This is a genomic window from Georgenia sp. TF02-10 (assembly GCF_022759505.1).
Taxonomy (GTDB): Bacteria; Actinomycetota; Actinomycetes; order Actinomycetales; family Actinomycetaceae; genus TF02-10.
Genome location: NZ_CP094289.1, coordinates 293,865 through 319,611 on the forward strand (window position 1 = coordinate 293,865; position 25,747 = coordinate 319,611).

The following is a 25,747-nucleotide window of genomic DNA, read 5'->3' on the forward strand; positions in this document are numbered from 1 at the left end:
CGGGCAGGTGGGTCCGTGGCCGACGACGGCGTCCGCACACCCGTCCGACCGCCCGGTCTGCCGCCGGTTCCCACAGCCGCTGTGGTTTACCCACATCCCGGTCGACCCTCGGTTTTCACCCCACCCGAACGCCCCCCGCCCCAGCCGGACCACCGCCGTCCCCATCGCTACCCGCCCATTGCCCGACTGGGTAGGGTTGGCCTGCGCCGCGGTCCGTCCCGGCACGATCACCGAGAGAAGGTCCACCATCGTGAAGTTCCGGGTCGAACGCGACGTGCTGACCGAGGCCGTCACCTGGACGGCGCGGTCCCTGCCCTCCCGGCCCCCGGTCCCGGTGCTCGCCGGGGTGCTGCTGGAGGCGCAGGACGACGGGACGTTGACCCTGTCGAGCTTCGACTTCGAGATCTCCGCCCGCTCCCAGGTCCTCGCCGATGTCGAGAGCGCCGGCGTCGCGCTCGTCTCCGGCCGGCTGCTCGCGGACATCGCCAAGGCGCTGCCGGCCCGGCCGGTCGACGTCGTCCTCGACGGCCCCAAGGTGGTCATCACCTGCGGCTCCGCCCGGTTCACCCTGCTCACCATGCCGGTGGACGACTACCCAACCCTGCCGCAGATGCCCGAGGTCACCGGCAGCGTCGACGCCGCCGTGCTCGCCGAGGCGGTCGGCCAGGTCACCATCGCCGCCAGCCGGGACGAGACCCTCCCGCTGCTCACCGGGGTCCGGGTGGAGATCGAGGGTGAGAAGGTCACGCTGCTGGCCACCGACCGCTACCGGCTGGCCATGCGCGAGCTCCCCTGGCACCCCGCCTCGCCGGCGGTGGAGGCGGTCGCGCTGGTCCGGGCCCGGACCCTGAACGACGTCGCCAAGTCCATGACCTCTGCCGGCGGCGTCGACGTCGCCCTGGCCTCCGGCGGGCCGGCCGCGCTCATCGGGTTCGAGGCCGGCGGGCGGCGCACCACCTCGCTGCTCGTCGAGGGCGACTACCCGCCGGTGCGCCGGCTCTTCCCCGAGGCGACGACGACGCACGCCGTCGTCGAGACCCAGGCACTCATCGAGGCGGCCCGCCGGGTCAGCCTCGTGGCCGAGCGCAACACCCCGATCCGGCTGACCTTCAGCGAGGGCCAGGCCGTCCTCGAGGCCGGGCAGGGCGAGGACGCCCAGGCCTCCGAGGCCCTCGAGGCAAGCCTGACCGGGGAGGGGCTGAGCACGGCGTTCAACCCGCACTACCTGCTCGACGGCCTCGGCGCGCTGACCACGCCGTTCGTCCGGCTGTCCTTCACCCACCCGACCAAGCCGGCCGTGCTGACCGGCCAGGCCGAGCAGGAGAGCGGCGATGACGACACGTTCCGGTACCTGCTGATGCCCATCCGGTTCGCGGGCTGACCGGCTCCCACCACACCGGGCCGGCGACGCCCGCGCCGCGCCGGCCGCACCGAGGAGGACGACAGGCATGCACATCGGGATGGTGGGGCTGGGCCGCATGGGCGGCAACATGGCCGAGCGGCTGCGCGCCGCCGGCATCGAGGTCACCGGGTACGACACCGACCCGGCCACCTCCGACGTGGCCACGCTGGCCGACCTGGTCGCCGCCCTGCCCGGGCCGGAGCGGGTGGTCTGGGTGATGGTGCCCGCCGGGCGGCCCACCCAGGCGGTGCTGAACGAGCTGCACGACCTGCTCGACGCCGGCGACGTCGTCGTCGAGGGCGGCAACTCCCACTTCGAGGACGACCGCACCAACGCCGAGCGGCTCGCCGGGCGCGGGATCGGCTATGTCGACGTCGGCGTGTCCGGTGGGGTGTGGGGCCGGGAGGTCGGCTACGGGATGATGGCCGGCGGGGACCCGGCGCACATCGACCGCCTGCTTCCGGTCTTCGACGCCCTCCGCCCGGAGGGCCCGCGGGCGGAGGGCTTCGTCCACGCCGGCCCGGTCGGCGCGGGGCACTTCGCCAAGATGGTCCACAACGGCATCGAGTACGGCCTCATGCAGTCCTACGCCGAGGGCTACCAGCTGCTCGAGGCCCGCGAGGACCTCATCTCCGACGTCGGCGCGGTCTTCGCGGCCTGGCAGCGGGGCACCGTGGTGCGCTCCTGGCTGCTCGAGCTCATGGTCCGCGCCGTCCAGGAGGACCCGGGCCTGGACGACATCGCCGGCTGGGTGGAGGACTCCGGCGAGGGCCGGTGGACCATCCTGGAGGCGATCGAGCAGGCCGTGCCGGTCCCGGTCATCTCCGCGGCCCTGTTCGCCCGGTTCTCCTCCCGCCAGCCCAACTCCCCGGCCATGCGGGCGGTCGCGGCGCTGCGCCAGCAGTTCGGCGGGCATGCCACCAAGCCGGCCGCCGGGGAGGAGGCGCCGCCGGAGGTCGCGCCCGGGGAGTCCACGGTCGAGCGGTAGCGCCGGGTCAGCCTGTCCGGACGACGGCGGCCGGCCAGGGACGCACGACGGCGGCCGGTCGGCCATGACCACGCCGGCACCACGGCGGGAGGCCCGGTCGGGACGACGGCTGCCGGGCCGCCAGGGCGGCCACGAGGGCACCCAGGTGGGAAACCCGGTCAGGGCGACGGCGGTCGCACCAGGCGTGGACGACGGCGGGGCCGCAGCCGGCACGGTCACGCCGGCGGGCACGCCCGGGGCACCGGCGAGAATGGCAGGGGCAGCACGGCACCGGCCCAGCAGGGCACCGGCGGGAGAGGGAGGCAGGTCTTGTACGTCTCGGACCTGGCCCTGAACGACTTCCGCTCCTACCACGAGGTCGTCCTCGCCCTCGAGCCCGGGCCGACGGCGTTCGTCGGGCCGAACGGGCAGGGCAAGACCAACCTGGTCGAGGCCGTCGCCTACCTCTCCACCTTCACCAGCCACCGCGTCGCCGCCGACGCCGCGCTGGTCCGCCAAGGCGCCCCGGGCGCCGTCGTGCGCGCCAAGGTCGTGCACGAGGACCGGCCCACCCTCGTCGAGCTCGAGATCGTCGCCGGCAAGGCCAACCGGGCCCGGCTGAACCGGGCGCCGGCCCGCCCCCGGGACGTCCTCGGCGTGCTCCGCACCGTCCTGTTCGCGCCCGAGGACCTCGAGCTCGTCCGGGGCGACCCCGCCGCGCGGCGCCGGTTCCTCGACGAGCTCATGGTCCTGCTCACCCCCCGGCTGGCCGCCGTGCGCGCCGAGTACGACAAGGTGCTGCGCCAGCGCTCCGCCCTGCTGAAGTCCGCCGGCGCCGCCCGCCGCCGCGGGGCCCGGGTGGACCTGTCCACCCTGGACGTCTGGGACGGCCAGCTCGCCGACACCGGCGCGCAGCTGGTCGCCGCCCGCGCCGACCTGATCGACCGGCTCCGCCCGCACGTGGCCACCGCCTACGCCGACGTCAGCGGCGGGCAGGGCACCGCCCGGATCGGCTACCGGGCGAGTGTGGACCAGGCCGACGACCTGCCCCTGCCGACCGCGGCCGAGCTGGACGCCGACGACGGCGCCCGGGTGGCCGCCGTCGGGCGGGAGGACGCGCTGCGCGCCGCCCCGGCCGTGGCCGACCGGCTGCGCGCCGCCCTGCTCCGGGTCCGCGAGCAGGAGATCGAGCGCGGCCTCTGCCTGGTCGGGCCGCACCGCGACGACCTCACCCTCGCCCTCGGACCCCTGCCCGCCAAGGGCTACGCCAGCCACGGGGAGTCCTGGTCCTACGCGCTGGCGCTGCGGCTGGCCGCCTACGAGGTGCTGCGCGGCGACGACGGCGCCTGGGGCAGGGACGGGGAGCCGGTGCTCATCCTGGACGACGTGTTCGCCGAGCTGGACGTGCGCCGCCGCGAGCGGCTCGCCACCATGGTCGCCGGGGCCCGCCAGGTGCTGGTCACAGCCGCGGACGCCGCGGACGTCCCGGACGCGCTGCGCGGGGCCCGGTTCGACGTCGCCGAGGGGCAGGTGACCCGCCGTGACTGAGGACGCCGAGCGCGCAGTCCGCGGCACCGGTGATCCGGCCGACGCCGACGCCGCCGACGTCGCCGCCCGCCGCGCGCTGGACCGGGCCCGGGAGGCGACCCGCGCCAAGGGCGTCTTCCGCACCCGGTCCCGCCGCACCGGCCAGGCCGCGGGGGCCGCGGGCGCCGGCGGCGACGACGGCGGGGCCAGCACCTGGCGGGCCGGCCCCGGGCTCGGGGACGGCATCTCCGGCCCGGCGCCGTCGGGCCGCGACCCCCAGCCGCTCGGCGGGCTGGCCGCCCACCTGCTGCTCCAGCGCGGGTGGCGCCAGCCGGTCAGCGTGGGCGGCGTCGTCGGCCGGTGGCGCGAGGTGGTCGGGGACCAGCTCGCCGACCACTGCCAGGTCGAGACCTTCGACGGCACCGAGCTGGTGGTGCGGGCCAGCTCCACCGCCTGGGCCACCCAGGTCCGGCTGCTCCTGCCCCAGCTCCAGCGCCGCCTCGCCGAGGAGGTCGGCGAGGGCACCGTCACCTCCATCGTCGTGCTCGGCCCCGGCGGCCCGAGCTGGCGGCGCGGACCCCGCTCGGTGCGCGGCCGCGGCCCGCGGGACACCTACGGCTGACCCCCGCCGGCCGGGGTTGGTGGCCGCGCTACGGACCGACCCGGCGCGGCGACCACGCCCGGCCGACCCGGCCCGTGAAGCCCCGGCTGACCCGGCCCGCGAACCGCTGGCCGACCCGGCCCGCGAACCGCCGGCAGACCCGGCCCGCGAACCGCCGGCAGACCGCTCCACCCGCCCCCGGTGACACCCCGTCCACCGGCGCGTTTTCCCTGTGGGCAGAGCTGTGGATACTCGTGGTTTTCGGCTCTGGCGCGCTAGAATCGACGGAGCCAAACCCCCTCCGGCGCCCCCGTGCCGGAGGACCACGCGGCGGCCTCGCGCCCCGGCTGTTCCCACCCACGGCCCGGCGGCGCGCGCCCTTGCCTGCCCGAACGAGGAGAGCCTACGACCGTGGCCGACCACTCTGCCGACGCACCCATCACCACCCCGGAGGAGGCGACGGCACCCACGGCCCCCTCGGCACCGACCGCACCCCACAACGGCATGGTCCCGGCCAGCCAGGAGTACGGCGCCCGCGACATCACCGTCCTGGAGGGCCTGGAGGCCGTCCGCAAGCGGCCCGGCATGTACATCGGCTCCACCGGCGAGCGCGGCCTGCACCACCTGGTCTACGAGGTCGTCGACAACTCCGTGGACGAGGCGCTGGCCGGCTACTGCGACCACATCGAGGTGACCATCCTGCCCGACGGCGGGGTGCGGGTGGCGGACAACGGCCGCGGCATCCCGGTCGACGTCGTGGAGTCCGAGGGCCGGCCCGCCGTCGAGGTCGTGCTCACCGTCCTGCACGCCGGCGGGAAGTTCGGCGGCGGCGCCTACGCCGTCTCCGGCGGCCTGCACGGCGTCGGCGTCTCGGTGGTCAACGCCCTGTCCCACCGCCTCCAGGTCGAGGTCGCCCAGCAGGGGTACGTGTGGCGGATGGGCTTCGTCGACGGCGTCCCCACCGGGGACCTGGCCCGCGGCGAGGAGACCGACGCCACCGGCACCACCGTCACCTTCTGGGCCAACCAGGACATCTTCGAGACCACCGACTACAACTTCGAGACCCTGCGCGCCCGCTTCCAGCAGATGGCGTTCCTGAACAAGGGCCTGCGGATCACCCTCACCGACCAGCGCGCCGGCGTCACCGACGCCGGGGACGAGATCACCGGCGACGCCGGCGGCACCGACGACGACGCCCGCACCGGCCACCGCGAGGTCAGCTACCACTACGAGGGCGGCCTGCGGGACTACGTCCGCTACCTCAACACCACCAAGCGGGTGGACCTGGTGCACCCGGACATCATCGACTTCGAGTCCGAGGACACCGAGCGGCGGATCTCCGTCGAGATCGCCATGCAGTGGACCAACGGCTACGCCGAGTCCGTGCACACCTACGCCAACACCATCAACACCACCGAGGGCGGCACCCACGAGGAGGGCTTCCGCTCGGCGCTGACCTCGCTGATCAACAAGTACGCCCGGGACAAGGGCCTGCTCAAGGACAAGGACGAGAACCTCACCGGGGAGGACATCCGGGAGGGCCTGACCGCCGTCATCTCGGTCAAGCTCGGCGAGCCGCAGTTCGAGGGCCAGACCAAGACCAAGCTCGGCAACACCGAGGCCCGCACCTTCGTCCAGACCCAGCTCTACGCCCAGCTCGGCGACTGGCTGGACGCCCACCCCAGCGAGGCCCGGGACATCATCCGCAAGTCCCAGCAGGCCGCCGCCGCCCGGCTCGCGGCCCGCAAGGCCCGGGAGGCCACCCGCCGCAAGGGGCTGCTGGAGTCCATCTCGATGCCCGGCAAGCTCAAGGACTGCTCCAGCCGGGACGCCTCGGTCTCGGAGATCTTCCTCGTCGAGGGCGACTCCGCCGGCGGCTCCGCGGTCCAGGGCCGCGACCCCGAGCACCAGGCCATCCTGCCGCTGCGCGGGAAGATCCTGAACGTGGAGAAGGCCCGGCTGGACCGGGCGCTGGGCAACCAGGAGATCCAGTCCCTGATCACCGCCTTCGGCACCGGGATCGGGGAGGAGTTCGACGGCGCCAAGCTCCGCTACCACAAGATCATCCTGATGGCCGACGCGGACGTGGACGGCCAGCACATCGCCACCCTGCTGCTCACCCTGCTCTTCCGGTACATGCGCCCCCTGGTCGAGGGCGGCCACGTCTACCTGGCCCAGCCGCCGCTGTACCGGCTGAAGTGGACCAACGCTCCGCACCAGTACGTCTACAGCGACCGGGAGAAGGACGCGCTGCTGGCCGAGGGCGCCCGGGCCGGCCGCCGCCTGCCCAAGGAGGGCGGCATCCAGCGGTACAAGGGCCTGGGCGAGATGAACGACCAGGAGCTGTGGGAGACCACGATGAACCCCGAGACCCGCACCCTGCGCCAGGTCACCATCGAGGACGCGGCGGCCGCCGACGAGACGTTCGCCATCCTCATGGGCGAGGACGTGGAGTCCCGCCGCAGCTTCATCCAGCGCAACGCCCGGGACGTCCGCTTCCTGGACCTCTGACCGCCCCCGCAAGCCCCCGCCGCGCGGCCGCCGTGCGCCGTCGCCCGCACCCGACCGAAGGACAGACGTGACCCAGCCACCCGAGGACCAGCCCACCGGCCCCACCCCCGAGGACATCGCCGGAGAGCCCGGGGTCGTCACCCGGGACCGGGTGGAGCAGGTGGACCTGCAGCTGGAGATGCAGCGGTCCTACCTGGACTACGCCATGTCGGTGATCGTCTCCCGCGCCCTGCCGGACGTGCGGGACGGCCTGAAGCCCGTGCACCGCCGGGTGCTGTACGCCATGTACGACGGCGGCTACCGCCCCGACTCCTCCTTCTCCAAGTGCTCCCGCGTGGTGGGGGAGGTGATGGGCCAGTACCACCCGCACGGCGACGCGCCCATCTACGACGCCCTGGTCCGGCTGGTCCAGCCGTGGTCCATGCGCCACCCGCTCATCGCCGGCCAGGGCAACTTCGGCTCCCCCGGCAACCTCGGCGCCGCCGCCCCGCGGTACACCGAGTGCAAGATGGCGCCGATCGCCCTGGAGATGGTCCGGGACATCGACGCCGAGACGGTGGACTTCCAGGACAACTACGACGGCCGCAACCGCGAGCCGGTGGTGCTCCCGGCCCGCTTCCCCAACCTGCTGGTCAACGGCTCCGAGGGTATCGCCGTCGGCATGGCCACTCGGATCCCGCCGCACAACCTGCGCGAGGTCGCCGACGGCGTCCAGTGGTTCCTCGCCCACCCCGAGGCCACCAAGGAAGAGCTCCTCGGCGAGCTCATCCTGCGGGTCAAGGGCCCGGACTTCCCCACCGGCGCGACCATCCTGGGCCGGCGCGGCATCGAGGAGATGTACCGCACCGGCCGCGGGTCGATCACCCAGCGCGCCGTCGTCGAGGTCGAGGAGATCGAGGGCCGGCAGTGCCTGGTGGTCTCCGAGCTGCCGTTCCAGGTCAACCCGGACCGGCTCTCCGAGCGGATCGTGGAGGGGGTCCGCGACGGCCGGCTCACCGGCGTCGCCGACATCCGGGACGAGTCCTCGGGGCGCAACGGCCAGCGGCTGGTCATCGTGCTCAAGCGGGACGCCGTCGCCAAGGTGGTGCTGAACAACCTCTACAAGCACACCCAGCTGCAGGACAACTTCCCGGCCAACATGCTCGCCCTGGTCGACGGCGTCCCGCGCACCCTGAGCCTGGACGGGTTCGTCCGGCACTGGGTCAACCACCAGATCGACGTCGTAGTCCGGCGCACCCGGTTCCAGCTGCGCAAGGCCGAGGAGCGCATCCACATCCTGGACGGCCTGCTCAAGGCCCTGGACGCGCTGGACGCGGTGATCGCGCTGATCCGGCGGTCCCCGACGGTGGAGGAGGCCCGCGCCGGGCTGCGCGAGCTGCTGGACATCGACGAGGTCCAGGCCGAGGCCATCCTCACCATGCAGCTGCGCCGCCTGGCCGCCCTGGAGCGGCAGCGGATCCTCGACGACTACCGCGAGCTCGAGGTCCGGATCGCCGCGCTGAAGGAGATCCTCGCCTCCCCCGCCCGGCAGCGGGAGATCGTCGGCGAGGAGCTCGCCACGATCGTGGAGAAGTACGGCGAGGAGCGCCGCACCACGATCCTGCCGTTCGACGGGGAGATGAGCGTGGAGGACCTCATCCCCCAGGAGGACGTGGTCGTGACGATCACCCGCGGCGGGTACGCGAAGCGCACCCGGGTGGACGCCTACCGCTCCCAGCGCCGCGGCGGCAAGGGGGTGCGCGGGGCCCAGCTGCGCGAGGACGACATCGTCGAGCACTTCGGCGTCACCACCACCCACCACTGGCTGCTGTTCTTCACCAACCTGGGCCGGGTCTACCGGGCCAAGGCCTACGAGCTGCCCGAGGGCGGCCGGGACGCCAAGGGCCAGCACGTGGCCAACCTGCTCGCCTTCCAGCCCGGGGAGACGATCGCCCAGGTCGTCTCGCTGCGCGACTACGACCAGGCGGACTACCTGGTCCTGGCCACCCGGCGCGGCCTGGTGAAGAAGACCCGGCTGACCGAGTACGACTCCAGCCGCTCCGGCGGGGTGATCGGGATCAACCTGCGCGCCAACGGCGACGGCGAGCCGGACCAGGTGGTCGCTGCCCGGCTGGTGAACTCCGACGACGACCTGCTGCTCGTCTCCCGCAAGGGCCAGTCGCTGCGGTTCACCGCTGGCGACGAGGCGCTGCGGCCGATGGGCCGGGCCACCTCCGGGGTGACCGGGATGCGGTTTCGCGACGGCGACGAGCTGCTCGCGATGGACGTCGTGCGGGACGACTCCCAGGTCTTCGTCGTCACCGAGGGCGGCTTCGCCAAGCGCACCGCCGCGGCGGAGTACCGCACCCAGGGCCGCGGCGGCCTGGGCATCAAGGTCGCGAACCTGGTCCAGGACCGCGGGGACCTGGTCGGCGCGCTGGTCGTGCGTGCGGACGACGAGGTGCTCGTCATCATGGAGGGCGGCAAGGTGGTCCGCTCCGCCGTCGCCGAGGTCAACCTCACCGGCCGGAATACCCAGGGCGTCACCTTCGCCCGCCCGGACCGGGGCGATCGGATCATCGCCGTCGCCCGCAACGTCGAGCGGCAGGTGGAGGTCGAGGCCAACCTCGTGCCGGAGTCCGCGCAGAGCCCGGCCGAGCCGGTCGAGACCGGCATCGTGCCCGCCGACGGCGGGGTGCCGCCGGAGGAGGTTGGCGACGGCGGTGCGGGGCTGCCGGAGGAGGTGGCCGGTGGCGATGTGGCCCTGCTGGACGAGCCGGCCGACGGCGGGGTGCCGGGGGAGGCGACCGACGAGGCGGTACCGTCGACCCCTGACGAGCCCGCCGACGACGGAGAAGACGCATGAGCACCACTCCCGGTGACCGCACGGCGCCGCCGCCCCCGCCACCCGAGCGGGGGGCGCGGGAGGCCCGTACCTCGACCCTGCCGCGCACGACCGCGGGCTCCGTCCCGCCGGGGCCGGGTGCCGGGGGGACGGGTGCCACCGGGGCCCGACCCGCTGGTGCGGCGGGGGCCGGTGGAGCAGGCCGCGAGGTAGACCCCGGCCTGGCCGGCCCGCGCCGGGTCCGGCTGTCCATCTCCCGGATCGACCCGTGGTCGGCGATGAAGCTGTCGTTCCTGCTGTCGGTGGCGGTGGGGATCATGATCGTCGTCGCGGCGGCGCTGGTGTGGTTCGTGCTGGACTCCATGCACGTCTTCACCGACATCGAGGAGCTTCTCACGGACATCGGGTCCGCGGACTTCCTCCAGCTCATGGACTACCTGGCCTTCGACCGGGTGATGTCCCTCGCCACCGTGGTGGCCGTGGTCGACATCCTGCTCATGACCGCGCTGGGGACGATCGGGGCGTTCCTGTACAACATCGTCGCCGCGCTCGTCGGCGGGCTGCACCTGACGCTGACCGACGACTGACCCGACCGTCGGCGCGGCCGGTCAGCCGTCGGCCCGCCTGACCAGGCCGTCGGCACCCCGGACAGGCCGCCGGCGCGGCCGGCCAGGTTTGGGGCCGCGTCCCCCGCTGGGATAGTCTTGGTCGGCGCGCGAGCGCCCCGCAGGCCCCGGCCGTGGCGGGCACGGGCCTATAGCTCAGTCGGTTAGAGCGCTTCCCTGATAAGGAAGAGGTCGCTGGTTCGAGTCCAGCTAGGCCCACGCACATCCGTGACCGACCGTCCACGACCGACCGGCGGGCCGTCGCCCGCGCAAGGAGGAGCATCCGTGAAGAAGACGTTCTGGCTCGTGGCCGCGGCCGTCACCGGGTACCTGGCATGGCTGAAGGTCCGGCAGGACCGCGAGGAGCGGGACCTGTGGGCCGAGGTGACGGACAGTTTCGGCGAGGAGCCGGTCCGCGGCTGAACCGATCGAGGCGGTGGCCCATGGCTGGCCGACGGGCTCATGCCTCTCACATCAACGGTTGCCGCAACAGTCTCCCCCTGGCCGGTCGAACGGCTGACGGATCGCTGGCATAGCCAAACTGCGACGGAGGTCAGGTCTCCAGGGGCCATGGCGCAATTGGTAGCGCACCTGCTTTGCAAGCAGGGGGTTACGGGTTCGAGTCCCGTTGGCTCCACTCCAGTACTGATGCTTAAACCCGTGACCGCCTGAATGGCGTCGAGAGTCCACCATCAGTCTGTTCGTTCACCGCATCCATCCGCTTGGGGCGGACGCTTGGCGATGCCAGCAGCGTAAACGGGCTCTTCACCGACGTACCGACGAGGGTGTAGCGCAGTGTGTCCATGGCCATGGCCATGGCCATGGCAAAGTCCCCACTGGTGGACAGGTGAGGCCCCCCGCGGGCGGCCAGGTGAGGTCCCCGTTGGCGGCCAGTTAGAAGTTCCCACCCCCTGCTCGTCGTGTTTCGTTACGTGAGCCTGGGGTCCTGAGCGGTGACGGTGGCAGGTGTCAGCAGTCCACCGACCACCGCTCAGCTCAGCAGCGCTCGATTCCTCTTCTTCGGCCCCTGGAGCCTGCTGCTGCTCGCTCAGGCCCGCGCCGTGGAGGCGTGGGCGGCGCGGACGCGACCGGCTATCTGGTCGGCGCCAAGAGCCGGAGAGTACGCTGGCAGCATGACTCGGAGGCTGGCGGACTACATCGAGGCCGGCAAGCGCCTCGATCCGGACGAGCGCGAGATCGCCGCGCTCGCCCTCCAGCACGTCGACGAGGCCGAGCAGGCCGAGGTCGATGCCGCCTGGGATCAGGAGATCGACCGCCGCGTTGAGGAGATCGTGAACGGCGAAGTCGAACTCGTCGACAGTCACGAGACGTTCGCGATGATCCACCAGATGATCGCCGACCGTCGCAACGCATGACGCTGCCGCGACGAGAACACCCAGAGGCCCGGCGAGAAGCATACGAAGCCGCCGTCTGGTACGCAGATCAGGAGCCTCGCCTCGCCGAACGGTTCGCTCACGAGGCTCAAGACGCGCTCGATTTCGTCTGCGAATGGCCCGGCGGCGCACCCCCGTACCGCGATCTCGAACGGACACCGTCGATCCGCAGCAAGCGCGTGAACGGCTTCCCGTACCGCATCGTCTATCTCGTGCAGAACGACGAAGTCGTCGTCATCGCCTACGCGCACGAGAGCCGCCGCCCCGGCTACTGGCGCTCACGACTCAAAGACGTCTGAACTGAACGACCCCGGCGGCGAGCACGGGCTCGGTGCGCAGGTGCTTCATGTTGCGCGTGAGCAGGACGTCCACGTCGCCGTGGATGGCAGCGGCCGCGTGGATGCGGTCCTTCGGGTCGGCGGACAGGTCGTCGGTGACCTTGTTCGCGGTAGAGGTCCGGGTCGATGCGGTAGCGCCCGAAGTGCTGGCGGACGGCGGCGCTCACTGATGCCGCTGATTCCGGGTTGCGCCGGCCTTCGCGGACGATGACGTCCTCCCACTCGGCGAGCACTTCGTCGGTCCAGACCCAGGTGAGCAGGAGGTCTTCGGACTGCGTGAGCAGCACGTCCATGATCGTGAAGGTGAAGAGCTCGCTGGTGTCGAGGAAGACCCGTTGAAGACGGGCCACGGGTTACTCCCCGAGCGCGACGCGGATCGCCTCGGCACCGGAGCGGCGCTGTTCGCGATCGGTGGCGACGTCGACGACGTCCTGCATGCGGATGCGCCGGTGGCGGCTGCCGGGCAGGCGGCGGAACGCGGGCACGCCGTCCTCGCAGAGCCGGTCGACGAACTGGCGGGTGACCCCAAGGATGTCAGCGGCCTCGGCAGGGGTGACCTCGTCCTCCGCGCAGCACGACGACGAGGGCTCCGTGGGCGACGTCGTCGAGCATCGCGCGCACGGCGGCCTCGACCGGGGTGTTCCCGTCGAGGCGCTCGGCGAGCTGCTTCGCGTCCGAGCGGACGGCAGGGTCCGGACAGCCGTCGTGGCGGCCACGGCCAATTCCACGGAATGACGACAGCCGCCGCAGGACGGGCAGCCACCGCGGGACTCCGCGGATGCCGGGGTCTGAGTCTGAGACTGACGGCACCAGAGAGATGGGGCGGCCCGCCCGGTCGGGGGAAACCGGGCGGGCCGCATGATGACCGTCCACCGCCGACCTTGCGGCGGTCGGCCGCCGCTGAGGAGGGTGCGTCCTATGGGGCGGGGGCGGAGCGGTCTACCCGGGACAACAATGCTGCCCCGGGCGGCATTCCCGGCTAGCGCTGGTCCTGCTCCGGGGTGGTCGCGTCCTGCGTACCGGGACCAGTGGTGCCGGGACCGCTGGTGCCGGCCGCCGGACCGCTGTCCGCGCCGCCGCTGGTGCCCTGAGCGCTGCTGGTGTCCTGGGCGCCGGTGCCCTGAGCGCCACTGGTGCCCTGAGGGCTAGTCGTACCCTTGCCCTCGTCGCCGCCGCTGGACTTGGCCTTCTCGGTCACGCTCTTGGCCGCGTCGGTGGCCTTGGCCTTCGCGGCCGAGGCGGCGCCGGTGGCCTTCTCCTTCAGCCCGGCGGCCTGGTCCTTGATCCCGCCGGTCTTCTCCCCGCCGAGCGGGGTGTCCGTGGTCGCGGCCGGGGAGGTGACGGTGGTGTCCTCCCAGTACTCCTCGGCCCAGGGGTCGTCCACCGGCTGGGTGCGCCGCCACAGCAGGTAGCCGGTACCCGCGGCGGCCGTGCCCACGAGGGCCCAGCCGACCGTCTTGGCCACGCCGTGGCTCTTCTTCGGGGGCTCGGCCAGCGCCTTCCGGGCGGCCTTCATCGCCTTGTCCGCCTTGGCGGAGCCGGAGGTCTCGCCGGCGGCCGCCTCGGCGGCGTCGTGCATGGCCTTCTGGACCCGGGGCAGGTAGTCCTCCACGACGCGCTCGTAGGCGTTGTCGACGGCGGGCCGGACCTTGTCCGCGGCGGCCTCGACCTTGGGGGCGGCGACCTTGACGGTGTCGCGCCAGGCCTTGTCCACCCGCGGCGCAGCCCACGCCGTCGCCGCTCCGACATGCGGGGCCGCCCACTCCTTGCCCTGCTCGGCCAGGTGGACCGCCTGCCGCCCAGCGGCCGTGGCCTGCTCGGCGACGAGCGCACCGATCTCGGCCGCCTGCCTGCGCAGCCGCTCGGCGTCGATCTCGCTGGTCTTGCGCTTGCGCGACATCTGCTCTCCCTGATCGTCCGTGGTGCCTGCGGTCGGTGTCACTGACACCCCTGCCTGTCTGAACCCATCTTGCACTCATTCGGTTCCCTGCGCCTGCCCATGGCGCGCCGTCTCCGCCGGCGGGCGGCACGTCCGCGCGGTATGCGTGGAATGCGCCCGGCAGACGGGCGACCCGCGGCCCGGGCGGGGCGGTCGGCCGTCGGGAAGGTCCGCCGTCGGCGACGGTCCCGGACGCGCTGAACGGGCGCCCGCCGTCGGGCAGCGGACCCGGACGCGCTGAACGGGCGCCCGCCGTCGGGCAGCGGACCCGGACGCGCTGAACGGGTGCCCGCCGCCGGGCGACGGACCCGGACGCGTGCCGACCGCCGGCCGATCCCCGGCCCCCGCCGTCGCGCGCGCGGACACCCGGCCGGCCGCCGTCGTGCGCACCCCCCGCACGCCCGCCCCCCGGTGCCCGTGCGAGGATCGGGGCATGGAAGCAACACTGCACACCACGGCCGGCGACATCACCGTCGAGCTCTACCCGAACCACGCCCCCAAGACGGTCGCGAACTTCACCGGCCTCGCCACCGGCGAGCGCGCCTGGACCGACCCGGCGACGGGCGAGGAGACCAACCGGCCGCTCTACGAGGGCGTCATCTTCCACCGGGTCATCCCCAACTTCATGATCCAGGGCGGCGACCCGCTCGGCACCGGCACCGGCGGCCCGGGCTACACCTTCGACGACGAGATCCACCCCGAGCTGACCTTCACCGAGCCGTACGTGCTCGCCATGGCCAACGCCGGCAAGCGCGGCGGCCGTGGCACCAACGGCTCCCAGTTCTTCATCACGACGGCGGCCACCCCGTGGCTGCAGGGCAAGCACACGATCTTCGGCCGCGTCGCCGACGCCGCCTCGCGCGCCGTCGTCGACCAGATCGGCGCCACCCCCACCGGGGCGATGGACCGTCCGGTCGAGGACATCACCATCACCTCGGTCACCGTCACCGAGTAGCCGAGCAGCCGCCCGGCGATGAGCCACCCCGTCCCCGAGCCGACCGGCACCACCGAGGTGCCGGTCTGCCCGCGCCACCCCGACACCGTCTCCTACGTGCGCTGCCAGCGGTGCGGCCGCCCGGCCTGCCCGCAGTGCCAGCGCCCGGCCGCCGTCGGCGTGCAGTGCGTGGACTGCGTCAACGACGCCGCCCGCCGCACGCCCCCGGTCCGCACCGTGCTGGGCGGGCGGGCCCGCGGCGGCCGGCCGGTGGTGACGCTGACGATCATCGGGCTCTGCGTGGCGCTCTACCTGCTCCAGCAGGTGCTCGGGACGGCGCTGACCGCCCGGCTCGTCTTCGCCCCGGCGGTCGGCACGGTCGAGCCCTACCGGTTCCTCACCTCGGCCTTCCTGCACGGCGGCGTCCTGCACCTGGCGCTGAACATGTACGCGCTGTGGATCGTGGGCTCGGTGCTCGAGCCGGCCCTGGGCCGATGGCGGTACATCGCCCTGTACCTCCTCTCCGCCGTCGGCGGCAGCGTCACCGTGGTGCTGCTGGCCGACCCCTCCGGCCTGTCCTGGGTCACCCAGGTGGTCGGTGCCTCCGGCGCCGTGTTCGGCCTGTTCGCCGCGATCTTCTTCGTGCTGCGCCGGCTCGGCCGGGACGCCACCCAGATCGTGGTGCTGATCGGGCTGAACTTCGCGCTCGGCTTCCTCGTCCCCAACATCGCCTGGCAGGCCCACCTCGGCGGGGCGGTCACCGGTGCCCTGCTGGCCGCCGCCTACGTCTACGCGCCCCGGCAGCGGCGCACGCTCGTCAGCGTCCTGGCCACCGTTGCCGTCGGGGTTCTGCTCGTCGCGGTCACGGTGCTGCGGTACGCCTCGGTGTAGGACGACGGCGGCCCTGGGGTGTGCCGGCCTCGTGCGACGGTGGCCCGGCCGTCTGGATCGCCGTCGTGCTGGACCTGCGCGCCGTGTCCTACCTCGTCGACGAGGTGGACCCGGCCCACCCGGGACGACCTGGCCTGATCGCGGGAGAGCTGTCCTGCAGCGCGGTGATGATCATCGGCCGCGACCCCGTCACCTACTCGGCCGCTGGGTGGGAGAGCGTGGACTGGTCTGCCTTCGACGTCGTCGGGGTCGGCCTGTACCGGTCGCCCGCAACCGTGACGACTACCGGGCTGGGGTCGCGGCACTGGTCCGGGACCACGGCAAGCCGTTCGTGGTCACCGAGTTCGGCTGCGGAGCCTTCGCTGGGGCGTAGGGCCCTGGTGCCGGCTCGTTCCAGATCGTCAACTGGTTCGCCGACCCACCACGCGTCCGCGGCGACAACCCCCGCGACGAGGCCGTCCCGGCCTGCTACCTGTCCGAGCTCATCGACCTCTATGCCGCGGCGGGAGTGCTCGGCTGCTTCGTCTTCACCTTCGTCATGCGCAGGTTCGCCTGATGCGGTGACCCCGAGCACGACCGCGACAAGGCGGGCCTCGCGCTGGTGACGACCGAGCACGGTGACCTCCAGAGGAAGCAGGCGTTCCACGCGGTCGCAGACCGATACCGGCGCATCCTCGGCGCCATCGGCTGAGCTGCGGTGGGCGGGCATGACCTCGTGACCCGGGTCCGAGGCCCTGGCCCTTGCCCTCCCTTGGTCCAGTGGCTTGTCCCCAGGACTATCCACAGTTGGGGACCGGATCACAGCCGTGTAGCTCACCAGTTCTCCCGAAGCCCGGGCTCCACATGTTTGTACACACGTGTGGAGAACTACATCAGTGTCATCTGGCCCGCGAGGTGGCTCAAGGGGTGATGCTGGGGACCGCGCTGCCTCCCAGGAGCGCATCGCGCGGCGGACCCCCGCCGTACAGCGGCTCCGGCACGGGTCCGCGTCGCATCGGCGCGGGGTCAGCGTCGGCCACCGAGGCCGCCGTCGCCGGTGTCCGGACCGGACGCCGTGAGGACCTCGACCCCCTCGGCGGTGTAACGCTCGATCACAGCGGGGTCGGTCGCGTCGGTGACAAGGGTCCACCCGCGCGCCAGCGGCGCCCAGGCGGGCACGGCGCCCCGGTCCAGCTTGCTCGCGTCCGCGAGGACCACCGTGCGCCGCGCCCGACGAGAGGCGATGTCCTTGGTGGCCGCCTCGACGAGCGTGGGCTCACCGACGCCGTCCACGGGATCGAGGGCGTCCACGCCGAGAAAGGCCACGTCCACCATGAACCGCTCGAGCGTCAGCGTCGTCACTGGCCCGGCCAGCCCGTGGCTCTTGGGCGCCACGACTCCACCCACGACGACGACCTCGAGGCCGGGCTCCCCGGCAAGCATGAGGGCGATCTCCAGGCCCCGGGTGAGCACGGTCAGTCCGCACCTGCCGCGCAGGTGCTCGGCGAGCTGAGCGGTGGTCGTCCCGGCGTCGACGAAGATCGTCCCCTCCGCCGGTAGGAGCGCGGCGGCGCGCGCGCCGACGGCCGCCTTCGCAGCCGTCCGCACCCCCATCCGCTCCGCAAGGGCACGCTCGCGGAACGTCGCCTCGACCGTAGCCCCGCCATAGGTGCGGGTGAGCCGGCCCTCCTCGCCGAGCCGGGAGAGGTCCCGGCGCACCGTCGACGGCGAGATGCCTAGCCTCGCCGAGAGGTCCTCCACCCGTGTCGTGCCGGCCCGGAGGAGCTCGAGCACGGCCTCGTGCCGCTCCCGGGTGCCCCGCCGCAACCCCTCGCCCAACCCGCCGTCTCCGCTCAGCCCGCGACCGCCGGCGAGTACTCCGCCCGGATCGCGTCGACGAAGGGGCTGTACTCGACCGCTGCCAGGTAGGCCGATCGCATCGTGCCGTGATCCGCCTTGCCCGTGCCCGCGATGTCGAACGCCGTGCCGTGGTCGACCGAGGTCCGCAGGATGGGCAGCCCGACTGTCACCGAGATCGTGCCGTCGAAGTCGACCGTCTTGGCGGCGATGTGTCCCTGGTCGTGGTACTGGGACAGGATTCCGTCGTAGCGCCCGACCAGCCCGTGATGGAACACCGAGTCCGCCGGGATCGGGCCGGCGACGTCGAGACCGCGGGCGCGGGCGTCCTCGACGGCGGGAGCGAGGTGGACGATCTCCTCGTCGCCGAAGGCGCCGTTCTCGCCGCCGTGCGGGTTGATGGCGGCGACGGCCAGCCGTGGCTCGGTGACCCCGAAGACGCGCAACGCCGTCGCGGCCCGCACGATCGAGGCCAGCTGGGTCTCGCGGGTGATCCTGTCCAGGGCCTGTCGCAGGGAGAGGTGCCGGGTGGCGAAGAAGATGCGGAGATGGTGGCCCGGGACATGGGCGTTGCGGACGACGAACATGGTGTCCTGCTTGGTCACCCCGGTCAGCGCACCCAGCATCTCGGTGTGCCCGAGGTGCTCGCTGCCGGCGGCCCAGATGGCTTCCTTGTTGATGGGCCCGGTGACGATGCCGCTGATCTCGTTGTCGAGGGCGGCGCGGGTGGCCACCTCGATAGCGGTGACGGCGGCGCGGCCGGCGCGCTCGTCAACGACACCCCAGTCGGGCAGGGAGTCGCCCAGGACCCCGATGTCGAAGACATCGACGACGCCGTCCCCGCCCGGGGTGGTGTCCCAGGAGGCGACCGGGCGTAGCTCGACGTCGAGGTCGAGCGCCTCCCGGGCTCGCTCGAGCGCGCCGAGGTCACCGACCGCGATGCCGTGATGGGCATCATCGCCGGAGAACTCGGCGAGGGTCTGGAGGGTGATCTCCGGGCCGATGCCGACGGGGTCTCCGACGGTGAGGGCGAGGACGGGGCGGGACTGAGGGCTAGCCATGGTGAGGATCGATCTCCTTCGTCGATATCGTCAGAGTCTCTCGCGCGGCACAGCGGCCCGCACCCAGCGGTTCCGCTGTCCTGCCACACGAGCGAGGTGGTCGAGGCACTCGACCGCCGCCATGGGCCCGCCGATGAGGCCGCCCTTGGTGACGATCGGCATGCCGTCCCACGGGCCGTCGACGACCTCGCCGGCGACGGCGAGCGGGACGACCTCGCCCTCCACCTCGATGCCGCGGCCCCCGATCTCGGCGAGCACCGCGGCGGTGACATCACCGCCGGTGGTGTACAGCCCGTCGACGCGACGCTCCTGCAGCGCCCGACGCGTGATGCGGCCGAGCGCTCGGGGTAGCTGGGCGGACTGCTCAGGGCTGAGCGGCAGGACGTCCACGTCCTCGAGGACCGTGGCAAGGAGGACGAGCTCGCCGCCCGCGGCGCTCTCGAGCTCTGCGGTCAGCCGCGCCACGGTCGCGTCGACATCCAGCACGCCACGACCGGCCGGGCGGACGACCCGGACGGGACGCGCGGACAGCAGCCGCTGCAGCTGCGTGCGGGTGAGGTCGGTTGCCGATCCGCTCACCGCGAGCAAGGGAGCCGCCGAGCCGGAGGTGGGGACCTCCATGGCCTGCGCAAGCGCGAGCGACCCCGGCCCCGGGTCGATCCCCGCCCACATCAGGCTGGGTTCCTCCGCCGCCACGACGGCGGCCGCCTGCGCGACCCGGACCAGGTGCTCCCGCGTGATGGCATCCCCGATGACGACGTCTGCGCCAGATCGGACGGCGTCCCGGACGGAGGTCACAAGCCGTTCTCGCGACCCGGTGACGACGGAGAGGGGCACGAGGGCGGTGCGCAGACCGGTCCCGCGCCCTAGCACCTCGGCGACCGAGGAGGTGTGCACGGGTGACCGGACGTCGCGGGCGAGCTCCGTCTCCTCCAGCCGCACGCCGGCGAGCAGCTGCGTGCCCTCCACGGTCTGCCGTCCGGCGTCAGGGTGGGCCGGCATGCAGAGGCCCACCACGTGCCGACCCGAGAGATCCCGGGTGGCACGGAGGAGTGCCTCGCTCGCCACGCCGACGTTGCCGCGCAGGGTGGTGTCGATGCGAGAGCTGACGAGCCGCACCGGCCACCCGGCTCGCACGGCCCCCGTGACAGCCCGCACCGCCACCTCCGGCGCGGCGTGCCGCGACTCGGTGGTGGCGACGAGGACGTCGAACCGGCTGTGGAACTCCGCGATGGCCTCCCAGTAGCCGTCCGAGCTCACCGTCACGGCGCTCCAGCCGGCGCGGGCGAAGCCCGCGGCGGAGGCGTTCGCGCCCGTGAGGTCGTCGGCGACGACGAGGATGTGGGCCATCAGCTGAGGAAGAGGCTCGCGATGAACAGGAGGGGGATGGACCCCGCCCACACCGCCGTGGTGATGCCGGACCATGCCTTGAGTGCGGCTGTGCCCTCGAGGCCGGTGAAGCGGGTGACGACCCAGAAGTAGGAGTCGTTGAAGTAGCTGAACACCATGGAACCGGCCGTGCACGCCATGGCGGCGAGGAGCGGGTTGATGCCGAGCGGCTCGATGAGGGGAGCGGTGACGGACGCCGCGGTGATCATGGCGACCGTCCCGGAGCCCTGCGCGATGCGCACGAGCGTGGCGATGAGGAACGGCACGAGGAAGGCGGGCAGGTTGATCGACGCGATCCCCTCGGCCAGCGCGTCCCCGACGCCGGACTCCCGCAGGACCAGGCCGAAGCCGCCGCCGGCGCCGGTGATGAGCAAGATGAGGCCGGCCGAGGCAGCGGCCTCCGCGAGCCAGTGGTGCACCTTGTTGCGCGGGGTCCAGCGGGGCAGAAGGACGTAGACCGCGAGGAGGACGCCGATGACGAGCGCGACCACCGGATTGCCGAAGAAGGCGAGCGGGACGGTCCACGTGGACGGTTCGTACTCGCCGGTGAGGACGCCCTGGGAGTTGCGGTCGATCGCGGCGGTGACCGTGTTTAGAACGATGAGGAGCAGCGGGACGAGCAGGGGCAGGGAGGCTACGAACGCCCCGACGCGGTGCGGCTTGGCGCCGGCTGGCGCGGTGCCGAGGTCGTGGGTGGGGGCCGCCGGCACCGCGTCGTCGTCGCCGTCGTCGAGGAGGGTGCCGGCCGACCTGCCGGCCCCGTCACGGCCGGCCCCGACTCGGGCCGCCGCGCCGTAGACGACCTCGCGGATCTCTGGGACGAGCCTGTCCTCGAGCTGGGGGCCGACCCACTTGGCGTAGAGAACGACGACAGGCAGGAGGATGACCGTGAAGATGAGGCCGGTGACGATGAGGAGGCCGAGGTCCACGCCGAGGATGCCGGCGACGCCGAGCGGTCCGGGGGTCGGGGGAACCATGTGGTGGGTGAGCGTCATGCCGCAGCCGAGGGCGAGCGCGAGCGCCACGTAACCGCCCCGCTTCACCCGCGCGATGGACCGGGCCAGGGGGTTCATGATGACGTAGCCCGAGTCGCAGAAGACGGGGATCGAGACGAGAGAGCCGACGCTGGCCATGGCCCACTCCTCGCGCCCCTTGCCGAAGGCCTTGAGGAATGCCTTGGCGAGGGCGTCGGCGGCGCCGGAGACCTCGAGGATCTTGCCCATGCCGACGCCCAGGCCAATGACCATGCCGATGGAGGCGAGGGTGTCGCCGAAGCCGGTGGTGAGCGAGGTGATGGTCGCGACCGGGGACTGGCCGGCGACCAGGCCGGTGACGATGGCGGCCAGGATGAGCGCGACGAAGGCGTCGAGGCGGGTAAGCAGGACGACCACGATGATCGTGGCGATGCCAAGCACGAGCGCGAGCAGCAACTGTAGGTCCACGTGCAGTCCTTCCTTGGACTGAGCGGCGTCGACGACGCCGGACGTCGTTGATCGAACAGCGCAAGTATGACCACAGGTATCTGCACATGACAAGCGATTAGGATGCCGGTTTGGTGCCAAGTGCTCACGCACATGCCAGACGTCACCGGGAAGTTGCGCAACTCACGCAGGTACGCGGTCTTGTCGGCTGCGCGCCTCTCGCCCCCGCATGAAGATGTCCGAGCGCCGGAGCCGAGCCAGTGCATGCGCAGCGCCGCCGTCGGGCGCGGACGCGCACTTACTCGTGGCGCTCCTCTGCCACGTGGAGGCCACCACCTCACGCGCAGCGTGCGAGCTGATCGATCCCATCTGGCTGTTGCTCGCGGCGGCGGTCGGTGTCACTTGTGAACATGTCCTCCACTCCCCGCAGGGACAGGTGTGTCGCCTGCCAGGGGCATGGGACCGCTGCGAGCGGTTTTCTGCCAGGTCATGGGACCGCCCGGCGTGCCTTGCCCCTTGCCCCAGTGGTCTGCTCGACGGCTCGTTGGATCGCTGCGTCAGTGTTGTCCGCGGGAGGTTCGCGGGCGTGGGAATCCGGGAAGTCAGCCTGGTTGAGGTCAGGTAAGTGCTGCGGGGCTGGCTCGAGTTGGGGGGCCCGCCGCGTTGGTCGTTGCTGCGGTTGTGCTGGTCCCGGCCCCGGCTCGGCTTGTCCTGGCAGCGGTCGCGCTCGTGTGGGGGTGATCGCCGGTCTGGACGCGGTGATCAAGGACTGACCGTGTACCGGGGGCGGGTGCTGCTGGCGCACCGGGAGGACGGGCGGTGGGGCACGGGGCAGGACCGGGACTTTGCGGACTGGCGCTCGCGGACCACGGGCGGTGGGCGGGGCGTGGCGACCGGGGAGCTGGTGGTCGCGGAGGGCCGGCTGCTGTGCGACTGCGAGGCCACCCGGGTGGTGCTGGACGCCGCCTCGGTGGTGCTGGACGTGGGCCAGACCCAGCGGACCTACACCGGTGAGCTACGGCGGGCAGTGACGACCCGGGACCGGCGCTCACGCCCTCCCAGAATCCTCAGGAGTTCCGGGAGGGCCGCTACCGGGAGGCCGAACGCGTGTGGTCGGGTCATCCAACCCCGCGCTGGTCGACGTCGTGCAACACCTGACGCCGGGAAGGCGCTGGACTTGGGGTGCGGGGAGGGCGCCGACGCGATCTGGCTCACCACCCAGGGGTGGAGGTGGAGGGTCACCGGCGTGGGCATCTCCGCGACTGCCACCGCCCGCGCGCGCGAGGCCCAGCGCCGGCAACTCGGCACGATCGTGCGGTTCGTCACCGCGGACCTGGCCCAGTGGGAACCTGACGACGGCCCCTACGATCTGGTGAGCGCCAGCTTCCTGCACTCACCCGCCCCTCTCCCGCGCGTCGCGATCCTGCAACGCGCAGCGGCCACGGTGGGCACCGGCGGGCACCTCGTGGTCGTCTCCCATGCCGCGCCTCCGCCCTGGGTGGACGCCGCTGATCATCCCGCGGGCAGCTTTCCCAGCTGGAAGCACCATCTCGGCGCGCTCACGCCCGCCACGCAACTCGTTCACACGATCGTTGATCCGGCGGTAGTAGTCCACCGTTGCGACGCTGCTCATCCCGTGCAGCAAACCGATGGTCCACATCGGGCTTTCCTCGGCCATCCGCTGTTCCGGGCCGGTCAGATGCGGATGTAGGCGGCGCCGGCTAGCTGCGCTTGGACGATCGAGGTGACCGCGGAGGGAACCGTGCCGACCTCGGGTCGCAGCTCGTCCGGGTCGAGGCCGCGGCGTCCGAGTCCGACGCTGCATGCGGCGACCTCGGTGTGCTCGGGCACCTTGACGGCATCGGTGCCGGTCAGGCCGGCCAGCGCCGAGGCCGTTGACGATCACCCGCACCTGCACCCCCAGGCCGGCGGCCTGGAGTCCGGCTGCGGCGTCCAGCGCCCGTTGAACGTCGGCGGGGTCGTCGGCCACGTGCAGGATCGCCTCACGGGGGCTCTCATCCATTGCGGGTCGCCTGGGCGGGGGTCAGGCGGCGCAGCCGGTCAGGGCGGCGAAGACGTAGGGCAGGTGAACGGCGGCGGCAAGGGCGGCCATGCCCACTAGGTATGCCGCGATCGCGACCGCGGGCACGGCACCCGCCAGCCCTGCGCTGGGGCGGACGAGGTGGCGGATGCGCTCAGGGCCGGCGGCGTGCAGGGCGAGCGGGCAGGAGTGCTGTGGCATGGCGGGCTGGGTGCGTTCGCCCAGCTTGACCAGCGCGCTCACCAGCGCCGGGGTTCCTGCCTCGCGGCGGGCCTGGTCGTCGGCCGCGATCTCCAGGTAGTGCGGCAGCGCGTCGGCGGCTGCGCGGATCAACGGCACCCAGCGCAGATAGGCGGCGATGGCCTCGACCAGGGCGGAGATCAGGTGGTGGCGATGGTGCAGGTGGGCGTGCTCGTGGGCCAGCACAGCGGCCAGCTCGTCCTCCGCCAGCGCACGCACCGCGCCGGTAGAGAGCACGACCCCGCCGTGACGGGCGGGGAAGGTGAGCGCGAACGGGTCCTCGGCATCGACCAGCGATACCTCGTGTCCATGCAGGAGCTGCCGCCACGCGCTGTGCAGCAGCGCGCCGGCAGCGTCCCGGGAGCGGGAGCGGCGCCGGATCATCTGGCGAGCAAGACCTGCTCCCAGGGCCAGTGCCAGCGCCACCGGCAACGCAAGCAGCAGCACGGCGGGAACCAGGGCGTCGTCGGTGGTGTCAGCGGAGAACGGGTTCGCGGCGCTCAGGCACCGCTGGCACACCTCGGCCGCGCGTTCGGGCAGCAGCACGGGGCCGGACCCGGCCCAGGCCAGCAGCGGGCCGATCGCCAGCAGTGTGACCAGCCAGACCCCGATGCCGCCGGCGACCACCACGATCGCCAGGCGCGGTACGCGCACCAGGGCGGGGGCCGCGTGCCGCAGCAGAGCTGGACCGAGCACCGCCAGCGCCACCAGCCCGGTGCTCAGCGCTACCGTGAGCATGCCGACGGTCATGAGCCCTCTCCCCGGTCGCGGCGTTCCAGGTAGTCGCGCAGCAGGTCTAGGTCGTTTTCGGGCATCGAGTCTACGAACTGCAGGATCGAGGCGGCACGGTCTCGGCTGGCGTCCAGCACCTGCTCCATCAGCCCGGCGGCATGCTCATGCCTGCTGAGCTTGGGGCTGTACCGGGTAGAGCGTTTCTGGCGGGTGATGGTCACCAGGTGCTTGCGGTCGAGGTTGGTGAGCACGGTTGCGATGGTGGTGTAGGCGGGGTCGGAGGGCAGATGCTCGATCACCTCGCGCACGGTGGCCGGGCCGTGGTCCCACAGCACGTCCATCACCTGCGCCTCCAGCGTCCCCAGCCTCAGCAGATCGCCCGGGCGCCCATCGGCGGCGTTCATGACGTGGCCGCCAGCGGTTCGGGGCGCACCGGGCAGGCGACCTGTCCCCGGAGTCGCCACACCAGTGCGACGCCGGTCAGGATCAGCGCACCGAGCGCGAGGAACGGCTGCACCGGGGTGAACCAGGTGATGGCGCCGGAGTATCCCAGGGCTAGCAGGGCGAGCTTGTTGCACACCGGGCACCCCACGGCGAACCAGGCCAGGATGCCGCCGGCCATCCCCATCCGGCTGCTGCGGCGCGCTTGCACCTCATCGCCGGAATCTGTGCTCGTGGCTGGGTCGGTGGTGGCGTAGTCGTCCTCGTCTGCCGCGCTCACCTGCGTGCCCGCGGCGGCGCGGTGCGGGCGGACATAGGTCGCTACCAGCATGCCTGAGAGCGCTGAGGTGACCAGCCATACCGGGTAGTTCCACCACACCGGCGGGATATCCCGACCGAACACCGGGTTGGGGATCAGCACCGTGGCCACCCCGATCACGACGGCGACGACCGCGGCGGCGGCGATCACAACCAGCACCTGCCTGCCCGTCCACAGTCTCAGCGCTTGCCCAGCCAGCCGGAAGCTCTCGCCGACGCCCTGACGCGATCGAGCGGGAGGAGAGGTCATGAAATCCATCCTGGCACGACTCGACTACCACGCATAGTCGACTATCTGGGATAGTAGAGGACGGTGCCCGCGACAGTACAGGAGA

At 72.5% G+C, this 25,747-nt stretch carries 24 protein-coding genes, 2 tRNA genes and 1 pseudogene; 16 read left to right on the plus strand and 11 right to left on the minus strand.

The annotated features are described in order from the left end of the window. Positions 1-250: 250 nt before the first annotated feature. The 12 genes and pseudogenes from dnaN (at position 251) to MF406_RS01400 (ending at position 12,130) form a co-directional block, all read left to right on the plus strand. Positions 251-1,381, plus strand: a complete 1,131-nt coding sequence (gene dnaN, locus MF406_RS01345) for a DNA polymerase III subunit beta (protein WP_242896239.1) — start codon at positions 251-253, stop codon at positions 1,379-1,381. Positions 1,382-1,436: 55 nt separating this feature from the next. Further along, positions 1,437-2,390, plus strand: a pseudogene (gene gnd / locus MF406_RS01350) (phosphogluconate dehydrogenase (NAD(+)-dependent, decarboxylating)); the annotation flags it as partial. A gap of 309 nt (positions 2,391-2,699) precedes the next feature. Continuing rightward, a complete protein-coding gene (recF, locus tag MF406_RS01355) occupies positions 2,700-3,917 on the plus strand; it encodes a DNA replication/repair protein RecF (protein ID WP_242896241.1) in 1,218 nt (405 codons plus the stop codon). Further along, on the plus strand, positions 3,910-4,518 hold the full coding sequence (locus MF406_RS01360) for a DUF721 domain-containing protein (RefSeq protein ID WP_242896242.1): 609 nt from the start codon (positions 3,910-3,912) through the stop codon (positions 4,516-4,518). Before recF ends, MF406_RS01360 begins: the two co-directional genes overlap by 8 nt. A gap of 483 nt (positions 4,519-5,001) precedes the next feature. Then, positions 5,002-7,008 carry a DNA topoisomerase (ATP-hydrolyzing) subunit B gene (gene gyrB / locus MF406_RS01365; RefSeq protein WP_242897913.1) on the plus strand — a complete coding sequence of 669 codons (2,007 nt, stop codon included), beginning with the start codon at positions 5,002-5,004 and terminating at the stop codon, positions 7,006-7,008. Between the two features lie 178 nt (positions 7,009-7,186). Next, positions 7,187-9,853 carry a DNA gyrase subunit A gene (gene gyrA, locus MF406_RS01370; protein WP_242897915.1) on the plus strand — a complete coding sequence of 889 codons (2,667 nt, stop codon included), beginning with the start codon at positions 7,187-7,189 and terminating at the stop codon, positions 9,851-9,853. Then, positions 9,850-10,419, plus strand: a complete 570-nt coding sequence (locus MF406_RS01375) for a DUF3566 domain-containing protein (RefSeq protein ID WP_242896243.1) — start codon at positions 9,850-9,852, stop codon at positions 10,417-10,419. The genes gyrA and MF406_RS01375 overlap by 4 nt, the downstream gene beginning before the upstream one ends. Positions 10,420-10,582: 163 nt before the next feature. Continuing rightward, positions 10,583-10,656: transfer RNA gene (locus MF406_RS01380), tRNA-Ile, on the plus strand. A gap of 66 nt (positions 10,657-10,722) precedes the next feature. Continuing rightward, positions 10,723-10,860, plus strand: a complete 138-nt coding sequence (locus tag MF406_RS01385) for a DLW-39 family protein (RefSeq protein ID WP_242896244.1) — start codon at positions 10,723-10,725, stop codon at positions 10,858-10,860. Between the two features lie 141 nt (positions 10,861-11,001). Continuing rightward, positions 11,002-11,074 (plus strand) — tRNA-Ala (locus MF406_RS01390). 496 nt (positions 11,075-11,570) lie between these two features. After that, positions 11,571-11,813, plus strand: a complete 243-nt coding sequence (locus MF406_RS01395; protein ID WP_242896245.1) for an addiction module protein — start codon at positions 11,571-11,573, stop codon at positions 11,811-11,813. Beyond that, on the plus strand, positions 11,810-12,130 hold the full coding sequence (locus tag MF406_RS01400) for a type II toxin-antitoxin system RelE/ParE family toxin (protein WP_242896246.1): 321 nt from the start codon (positions 11,810-11,812) through the stop codon (positions 12,128-12,130). The genes MF406_RS01395 and MF406_RS01400 overlap by 4 nt, the downstream gene beginning before the upstream one ends. Positions 12,131-12,522: 392 nt before the next feature. On the opposite strand, the gene MF406_RS18645 is transcribed toward MF406_RS01400, so the two are convergent. After that, on the minus strand, positions 12,523-12,654 hold the full coding sequence (locus MF406_RS18645) for a hypothetical protein (protein WP_256463921.1): 132 nt from the start codon (positions 12,652-12,654) through the stop codon (positions 12,523-12,525). 106 nt (positions 12,655-12,760) lie between these two features. Between MF406_RS18645 and MF406_RS01405 the strand changes: the two genes are divergently transcribed. Further along, positions 12,761-12,904: a hypothetical protein gene (locus MF406_RS01405; protein ID WP_242896247.1), complete on the plus strand. Its 144-nt coding sequence runs from the start codon at positions 12,761-12,763 to the stop codon at positions 12,902-12,904. 244 nt (positions 12,905-13,148) lie between these two features. On the opposite strand, the gene MF406_RS01410 is transcribed toward MF406_RS01405, so the two are convergent. Further along, complete coding sequence (locus MF406_RS01410) at positions 13,149-14,069, minus strand: hypothetical protein (RefSeq protein ID WP_242896248.1); 921 nt, start codon at positions 14,067-14,069, stop codon at positions 13,149-13,151. Positions 14,070-14,541: 472 nt separating this feature from the next. Here MF406_RS01410 and MF406_RS01415 point away from each other — a divergent pair, with 472 nt between their 5' ends. Together MF406_RS01415 and MF406_RS01420 are read left to right on the plus strand one after the other, a co-directional pair. Continuing rightward, entirely contained in the window at positions 14,542-15,063 is a 522-nt protein-coding gene (locus tag MF406_RS01415; RefSeq protein ID WP_242896249.1) for a peptidylprolyl isomerase, read from the plus strand. A gap of 18 nt (positions 15,064-15,081) precedes the next feature. Next, positions 15,082-15,933, plus strand: coding sequence for a rhomboid family intramembrane serine protease (locus MF406_RS01420; protein ID WP_242896250.1), 852 nt, complete (start codon positions 15,082-15,084; stop codon positions 15,931-15,933). Positions 15,934-16,126: 193 nt separating this feature from the next. Here the strand turns inward: MF406_RS01420 and MF406_RS01425 are convergent, their stop codons facing one another. From MF406_RS01425 to MF406_RS01445, 5 genes are all read right to left on the minus strand, one after another. Further along, positions 16,127-16,642: a hypothetical protein gene (locus MF406_RS01425; protein WP_242896251.1), complete on the minus strand. Its 516-nt coding sequence runs from the start codon at positions 16,640-16,642 to the stop codon at positions 16,127-16,129. A 296-nt stretch (positions 16,643-16,938) separates the two neighbouring features. Then, entirely contained in the window at positions 16,939-17,706 is a 768-nt protein-coding gene (locus tag MF406_RS01430) for a DeoR/GlpR family DNA-binding transcription regulator (RefSeq protein ID WP_242896252.1), read from the minus strand. A 59-nt stretch (positions 17,707-17,765) separates the two neighbouring features. Next, complete coding sequence (pdxA, locus tag MF406_RS01435) at positions 17,766-18,830, minus strand: 4-hydroxythreonine-4-phosphate dehydrogenase PdxA (RefSeq protein WP_242896253.1); 1,065 nt, start codon at positions 18,828-18,830, stop codon at positions 17,766-17,768. 30 nt (positions 18,831-18,860) lie between these two features. Next, positions 18,861-20,180, minus strand: a complete 1,320-nt coding sequence (locus tag MF406_RS01440) for a four-carbon acid sugar kinase family protein (protein WP_242896254.1) — start codon at positions 20,178-20,180, stop codon at positions 18,861-18,863. Continuing rightward, the gene (locus MF406_RS01445; protein WP_242896255.1) at positions 20,180-21,661 is read right to left on the minus strand and encodes a GntP family permease; all 1,482 of its coding nucleotides are present in this window, start codon (positions 21,659-21,661) and stop codon (positions 20,180-20,182) included. The genes MF406_RS01440 and MF406_RS01445 overlap by 1 nt, the downstream gene beginning before the upstream one ends. A gap of 1,006 nt (positions 21,662-22,667) precedes the next feature. Here MF406_RS01445 and MF406_RS01450 point away from each other — a divergent pair. Then, positions 22,668-23,351 carry a bifunctional 2-polyprenyl-6-hydroxyphenol methylase/3-demethylubiquinol 3-O-methyltransferase UbiG gene (locus MF406_RS01450; RefSeq protein ID WP_242897917.1) on the plus strand — a complete coding sequence of 228 codons (684 nt, stop codon included), beginning with the start codon at positions 22,668-22,670 and terminating at the stop codon, positions 23,349-23,351. Here MF406_RS01450 and MF406_RS01455 read toward each other — a convergent pair. From MF406_RS01455 to MF406_RS01470, 4 genes are all read right to left on the minus strand, one after another. Then, a complete protein-coding gene (locus MF406_RS01455) occupies positions 23,336-23,491 on the minus strand; it encodes a DsrE family protein (protein ID WP_242896256.1) in 156 nt (51 codons plus the stop codon). The two genes, MF406_RS01450 and MF406_RS01455, sit on opposite strands and share 16 nt — an antisense overlap. 193 nt (positions 23,492-23,684) lie before the next feature. Next, on the minus strand, positions 23,685-24,671 hold the full coding sequence (locus MF406_RS01460; RefSeq protein ID WP_242896257.1) for a M56 family metallopeptidase: 987 nt from the start codon (positions 24,669-24,671) through the stop codon (positions 23,685-23,687). Beyond that, positions 24,668-25,057, minus strand: a complete 390-nt coding sequence (locus MF406_RS01465) for a BlaI/MecI/CopY family transcriptional regulator (RefSeq protein ID WP_242896258.1) — start codon at positions 25,055-25,057, stop codon at positions 24,668-24,670. The genes MF406_RS01460 and MF406_RS01465 overlap by 4 nt, the downstream gene beginning before the upstream one ends. Beyond that, entirely contained in the window at positions 25,054-25,671 is a 618-nt protein-coding gene (locus MF406_RS01470; RefSeq protein WP_371744565.1) for a hypothetical protein, read from the minus strand. Before MF406_RS01470 ends, MF406_RS01465 begins: the two co-directional genes overlap by 4 nt. Between the last annotated feature and the right edge of the window lie 76 nt (positions 25,672-25,747).